This is a genomic window from Paenibacillus nanchangensis, assembly GCF_046543445.1.
GTDB classification, from domain to species: domain Bacteria; phylum Bacillota; class Bacilli; order Paenibacillales; family Paenibacillaceae; genus Paenibacillus_AQ; species Paenibacillus_AQ nanchangensis.
Map to the genome: position 1 here is coordinate 1 of NZ_JBHOFD010000066.1, position 6,265 is coordinate 6,265.

Annotated in this window: 6 protein-coding genes; 1 reads left to right on the forward strand and 5 read right to left on the reverse strand. The window is 57.4% G+C overall.

Translation table 11 applies throughout. From position 1 onward, the window contains the following. Both ACE6ED_RS28920 and ACE6ED_RS28925 read right to left on the reverse strand, forming a co-directional pair. Positions 1 to 1,808: collagen-like triple helix repeat-containing protein (locus ACE6ED_RS28920; RefSeq protein WP_410830916.1), on the reverse strand; the 1,808-nt coding region annotated here is incomplete at its 3' end. 50 nt (positions 1,809 to 1,858) lie between these two features. Beyond that, positions 1,859 to 2,224, reverse strand: a complete 366-nt coding sequence (locus tag ACE6ED_RS28925; protein WP_410830917.1) for a hypothetical protein — start codon at positions 2,222 to 2,224, stop codon at positions 1,859 to 1,861. Between the two features lie 194 nt (positions 2,225 to 2,418). Here ACE6ED_RS28925 and ACE6ED_RS28930 point away from each other — a divergent pair, with 194 nt between their 5' ends. After that, entirely contained in the window at positions 2,419 to 3,072 is a 654-nt protein-coding gene (locus tag ACE6ED_RS28930) for a 3'-5' exonuclease (protein WP_410830918.1), read from the forward strand. Positions 3,073 to 3,164: 92 nt separating this feature from the next. Here the strand turns inward: ACE6ED_RS28930 and ACE6ED_RS28935 are convergent, their stop codons facing one another. The 3 genes from ACE6ED_RS28935 to ACE6ED_RS28945 form a co-directional block, all read right to left on the reverse strand. Continuing rightward, positions 3,165 to 3,815, reverse strand: coding sequence for a cupin domain-containing protein (locus ACE6ED_RS28935; RefSeq protein WP_410830919.1), 651 nt, complete (start codon positions 3,813 to 3,815; stop codon positions 3,165 to 3,167). A gap of 113 nt (positions 3,816 to 3,928) precedes the next feature. Next, positions 3,929 to 4,579 carry a hypothetical protein gene (locus ACE6ED_RS28940; RefSeq protein WP_410830920.1) on the reverse strand — a complete coding sequence of 217 codons (651 nt, stop codon included), beginning with the start codon at positions 4,577 to 4,579 and terminating at the stop codon, positions 3,929 to 3,931. 245 nt (positions 4,580 to 4,824) lie between these two features. Further along, on the reverse strand, positions 4,825 to 6,075 hold the full coding sequence (locus ACE6ED_RS28945; protein ID WP_410830921.1) for an NAD(P)/FAD-dependent oxidoreductase: 1,251 nt from the start codon (positions 6,073 to 6,075) through the stop codon (positions 4,825 to 4,827). Between the last annotated feature and the right edge of the window lie 190 nt (positions 6,076 to 6,265).

A 6,265-nucleotide genomic window follows, 5' to 3' on the forward strand; every position in this document is an offset into this window, starting at 1 on the left:
CCTGCCGGGCCGGGGTCTCCCGTAGCCCCAGTCGGTCCTGTCGCGCCTGTCGGGCCTGCTGGGCCAGTGTCACCCGTTGCTCCAGTTGGTCCCGTCGCTCCTGTCGCTCCTGCCGGGCCGGGGTCTCCCGTTGCTCCGGTCGGTCCCGTCGCTCCTGTCGCTCCTGCCGGGCCGGGGTCTCCCGTTGCTCCAGTTGGTCCCGTCGCTCCTGTCGCTCCTGCCGGGCCGGGGTCTCCCGTTGCTCCGGTTGGTCCCGTTGCACCTGTCGCACCCGCCGGTCCAGGGTCACCCGTTGCTCCGGTCGGTCCCGTCGCTCCTGTCGCTCCTGCTGGGCCAGGGTCACCCGTTGCTCCAGTTGGTCCCGTCGCTCCTGTCGCTCCTGCCGGGCCGGGGTCTCCCGTTGCTCCAGTTGGTCCCGTCGCTCCTGTCGCTCCTGCCGGGCCGGGGTCTCCCGTTGCTCCAGTTGGTCCCGTCGCTCCTGTCGCTCCTGCCGGTCCAGGTTCACCCGTCGCGCCTGTCGGTCCCGTCGCTCCTGTCGGACCTGCCGGTCCAGGTTCACCCGTCGCTCCAGTCGGTCCCGTTGCACCTGTCGCACCCGCTGGGCCGGGGTCACCCGTTGCTCCGGTTGGTCCTGTCACGCCTGTCGGGCCTGCCGGTCCAGGTTCACCCGTAGCTCCAGTCGGTCCCGTCGCTCCTGTCGGGCCTGTCGGTCCAGGTTCACCCGTAGCTCCAGTCGGTCCCGTCGCTCCTGTCGGACCCGCCGGGCCAGGGTCACCTGTTGCTCCGGTCGGTCCCGTTGCACCTGTCGCACCCGCTGGGCCGGGGTCACCCGTCGCTCCGGTTGGTCCCGTCGCTCCTGTCGGACCCGCCGGCCCAGGCTCACCCGTAGCTCCAGTTGGTCCCGTCGCTCCTGTCGGACCCGCCGGCCCCGGGTCACCTGTTGCTCCGGTCGGTCCCGTCGCTCCTGTCGCACCAGTCGGACCTGTCGCACCAGTCTCTCCCTCAAGACCCGTTGCGCCCGTCGCGCCTGTCGGACCTGCCGGTCCAGGTTCACCCGTCGCTCCTGTCGGTCCCGTCGCTCCTGTCGGACCTGCTGGTCCTGGCTCACCTGTAGCTCCAGTCGGCCCTGTCGCTCCTGTCGGACCCGCCGGGCCAGGGTCACCTGTTGCTCCGGTCGGTCCCGTTGCACCTGTCGCACCCGCTGGGCCGGGGTCACCCGTCGCTCCGGTTGGTCCCGTCGCTCCAGTCTCTCCCTCAAGACCCGTTGCGCCCGTCGCACCTGTCGGACCTGCCGGTCCAGGTTCACCTGTTGCACCAGTTGCTCCTGTCGCACCCGCCGGGCCGGGGTTACCTGTCGCTCCGGTCGCTCCTGTCGCACCTGTTGCCCCCTTGGCACCGGTTGCCCCTGTGGGCCCCGCGGGACCAGTGGCGCCGGTTACACCTACTACATTACCAAGCAGCTCCGCCGAAACGAGGCGGTGAGACGAAACCTGCTGGCCGATCTCATTTTTGCCCCAGACCGAGACTTCCACGCCTTGCGCATCGCCACCGGCATCCGGTGTTGTAAAAATATATTCCAAACCGTCCAGATTCGCATAATAAGTGCGGACTGCGGTCTGGTTAGGCCCCAAGTTGATCGATTCATGAACGTACTGGACACGGGTTCCATTCAGGTAGTAGCCTTCAATGACAATCGTTGACGCTACGAGCTGGTTGTTGCTGACCTGTACAGTCAGCTGTGTAATTGTACGTGTACCGGTAACTGGTGAGGCTAAATTGTCAATTGGTCCGGTGGACATTACCGCCATTTTGCACTGCCTCCTTCATTCCTGAATCATTTTATCAGCCAACTTATCCTTCAATTTGACTGTCTGGCGTATGCCAATTCTCTTGTAACGTAACGTTGGCTATCCGACTGCTCGCCCGATGCGTCCCTCCCCCATACGGATACCGCCACCCATGGTTGATCCGCCTCAGCAACTTCAAACATAAATTCTAGTGCGTTCAAGTTCGCGAAATAGGTTCGTGTAACGGCACCGTTTGCAGGTACGGTCACCATCTCGTGTACATAGAGAACCCTGTTTCCGGCAAAAGAGTAACCCAGCACCAGAACCGAACCGGTTCCCGCGTTCTCACGGTTCGTAATATGCACCGTCAGCTGCTGAGTAGGACGCACACTGCCTACAGGAGCATTGTCGATCGGGCCGGTCGTCCACAACGCCATACGCTTCCCTCCTTGTCCGCAGAGTAATGTAGCGCCGCCGTTTCGGCAGCCTGTTCTATGTATATTCGTTTCTTATATAATGGGTTGGACGGTAGAGGAGCGGAATTTCCTAACTTTTGTAAAACAGGCGAATTCCCTGTATACTGAACATGCGTTCCTATGAAACTGCTAGGTACGAGTTAGGAGATAGGGATATGAATTTTGTTGTCATCGACTTTGAAACGGCCAATGCAAGCCGTTCCAGCGCCTGCTCGCTTGGGCTGGTGGAAGTAGAAGAGGGGCGGATTGTACGGGAACACGTCTGGCTGATCGATCCGCAGCAGCCGTTCGAGCGAATCAATATAACAATTCACGGCATTACGCCCCAGATGGTTGCGGGCAAACCGACTTTTGCGGAGCTGTGGGAGGAAGTCAAGCCCCTGCTGGAAGGGCGGATGGTTGCCGCCCATAACGCTGCTTTTGATTTCAGTGTACTCCGGCGCTGTCTGGAGAACAGCGGGCTGGAGTATCCCCGGCTTCAGTACTGCTGCAGCTGCGCGCTTTCCAAAAAACTGCTGAAAGACCTCTCCTCCCACCGGCTGAATGTCGTTGCGGATCATTTCGGAATCAGCCTGCGTCACCATGACGCATTGGAAGATGCCCGGGCCGCAGCGGAGATTTTGCTTAAGCTGATAGGGCAGGAACAGGTCCCCGGCCTTACGGAGCTTAACGGCAAGCTTGGCTGCCGGATCGGAAGTCTTGAGGCAGGAAACCACACCTCTTTTTCCGCTGCTGCTCCGCGGGGCACACGGCGCAAATCGGCCGGCGGGCTGTCTGACCGTTCCAAACGCACAACCGCAAAAAGCTGATCGGCCTCATTACCTTCCTCTCATCAAAACATCAAGACGCCAAAAGACGGGACCTAGGGTCCCGTCTTTTGACTGTCTGTGTATAGCGGCTGTCAGCGGTAATAGTAACCGTATCCCTGATTGCATACGGCATGGTCCGGATACAGCGGATAATAGGCCGGGTGCGGTGCGGCGTGCTGAGCCGCCTGGCTCATATCCCCGCACTTCTGGCTGTGGCAACCCGCCGGAGGCCCAATAAAGACCGTATCCCGGATTGGAGCAAACGTCTCTTTGACTTTTGCTTCATCCAGACAATAGGTATGAGCCAGCACGTTGGCCGGAGTCAGCCGGAACAAATCCGATCCCCCGATAAACTCAGGCACCGGCGCGTTAAAAATCGCTAGCAAATGCGTGCCGTCCACAGTCGCCATTTCATAGTGCCACCACCCCTGCGGAACGTTCGCCACCTGTCCGGGACCGATAGTGTAGTTCATAATCTCCTTTGTAAAAGGGTTCAAAATACTGACCGTTGCACATCCGCAGATACAGTACACCAGCTCCGCCGCGTTCTGGTGATAATGGGGCTCCACCACGTTGCCCCGGCTTAAATAAATATCAAGCAGGGACACATTATCCAGCGTGTTTAACTGCTTGATCGACAGCTCGTTGATATAGTTGTTCGCATCCTTCCGGAAAAAGGTGTTCCGGTTCACATCATAGGTAAATTGGGCGCCGCCCATCGCGGGCTGCATCGTCTGACTCATGCATTATACTTCCTTTCCGCTGCAGGTTTGGAATTCACCCTATACCGTATGCAGGGGAAAGTGGGCAGGTGCGGAGGCGGTTTCGGTTTGCTTGAGACTATAGCCTATCCGTCCTATGCGGACAATAACAAAAGAAGATAGCTGGCAACCAGTCCAAATGGCAGATATGTGGCAGGATGGCCTTTATAACCGGGTTTTCGATAAAGAAACGATATAATAAGCCATGTGACTGCACAGCCCAGATAAATAAATCCCGATCCGGCGACGGCCGAAGACGCGCCAAAATGATAAAACAAAACCGATACCATCAGGCTGTAAAAAGCAAAGTCCCCCAGCCCCTTGGTTGGAACCGGCGCCCGGTCTTTCCAGGAGACGCCATAAACGATTAGCTTGGGCAGCAGCTCCTGATTCGCCATCGCTTTGGCGTTGCTCGTCCAGGCCCCCCGTTTGGTAAAGCTGAGTATGTCGGCTATAGATAGACCCACTCCTATACCGAGCAGCAGAGCAGGAGAGATATATTGCCCTGCCAACCCTCCGAGTACCGTTACGGCTGCCAGCGATATCCAGCTTCGCACAATGGCACGGGCTTTGATAAAGGGCCTTCTCATATTCACAATCAGCCAGCCTGCGGAAGCAGCGGCAAACAGCCACCACCATCCTGCCGAAAAACCGGACGCCAACAGCATATTGATCCCAATGCACCATAACAGCACGATCCCCGCGGAGTGCCAGACAGCCTGCAGGAATTTTGCCTCATGACTCATATCCATCCTTCTTTCCCTTGCGCCAATTTCAAAAAACGGCGGTTCTGTTTCCATTATATTCCTGTCACCGAACGGTTGTATAGCTTCGTTTCCGCTGATCCAGCCGTTTCCCTCTTTGAGTTTTCCTCTTTGACCCGTCATAACCTTTTTATGCACTCCGTACAGAACCACAGCCTGTTTAGGCTTTTTTCGGCACAAAAAAACCGGTGTCCAAATGGACAACCGGTTCTTCAAAACAGGTTATTTTACCCCCGGACTGCTTCCCGTACGGACTGATGCCGCACATACAGATCCGGCAGGTTATCCGGACCCGTGCCGCCGGCCAGCGCGTCTCTGAGCATCCGCGCCAGCAGCATGCTGTAGACCAATCCATTGTCCCCGTAAGCGTTCAAAAACAGGAAATTTGGATGGTCCTCATACAAACCGATCATCGGCAGTCCGTCATGCGTCCCCCCGTAAAAAGCAGCCATCGCAAACTCCGCCTTCGCCTTGATGTCCGGAAACCGCTGGTGAAGTTCATCCAGCAGCTGGCGGGTTTTGGCCTGCAAGTGCCGGTCTCTTTCCGCGGGTATGGCTGTATTCTCGTCCAGTCCTCCCGCGATAATACGGTTGTCCGCAGTCGTCCGCAAATAAATATACGGCCGCGCCGTTTCCCAGAGCAGCATCCGTTCATGCCAGCGGGACGGCAGATCGGCGACGGGAGCGGTAACGATGGAGTAGCTGCTTGCCATTGTTGCGTTCCGGTCGGAACGCACCTCCTGATTCGCATATCCTTCCGCAACGATAACGTAACGCGCCTGAATTGTCCGTCTGTTTTTCATGTACATCCGAACCTCGTCCCCGTTGCGTTCCGAACCGCTCCATTCCGTATGTTCATACAGCCGGACTCCCCGTTTCGCGGCCAATTCCAGCAGGGCATAAGTGAATGCGTATGGATTCAGTTCACCGTCATTCCGGTACACAAGTGCTGCAGGAGCCCGGAACGCAAATCTTCGCCCGATCTCGGCGGCATTCCAGTAATCGACCGCGAAGCCATGCCTTTGAAGCAACTCCAGTTCCTGATGCAGGGCAGGAACATCGCTGTCCGCGCTGGCATAATACAAACTGTCTCTTCGAGCGTAATCGATGGGGTAGGCAGGGTGGCCTTCGCTTAGCGCGGTCGCTACCGCTGATATCTCATCCGCTGCATTTTTGCAATTCCGCAAATGCTGTACTGCGCGTGCTTCTCCAAAGGAATGGGCCAGCGACACAAAGCTTTTTTCGCCTGCGTATTGAATCAGTGCGGTATTGGCCGAAGTGCTGCCTTGAGCGAAACGTCCCTTGTCGATCAGCACCGTGTCAAGACCGGAGTCGGCAAAATAATAGGCACACTGCGCCCCCGAACTGCCTCCCCCGATAATCGCAACGTCGCAGCGGATATCTTCATCCAGCTTCGGATAGGTTCGCGGCTGCGGATATGTGGTCGGCCAATAGGTTGTGCCGCTCAATAAGTCCATCGGGTTCCCTCCTCCTGCACAGCATACAAAGTAGTATCTGCCCGCCTGGTCCCTGCTATGCGCCATCACAACTTCCTTGATTTTCCACACACGAAATGAATTCATTGCATGATTTTTTCGAGATCCCCGAAGAAAAAACAAAGTAAGCGCTATTTAGACATCCTGTGATTTGTTTAGTATCCGTCCAAGT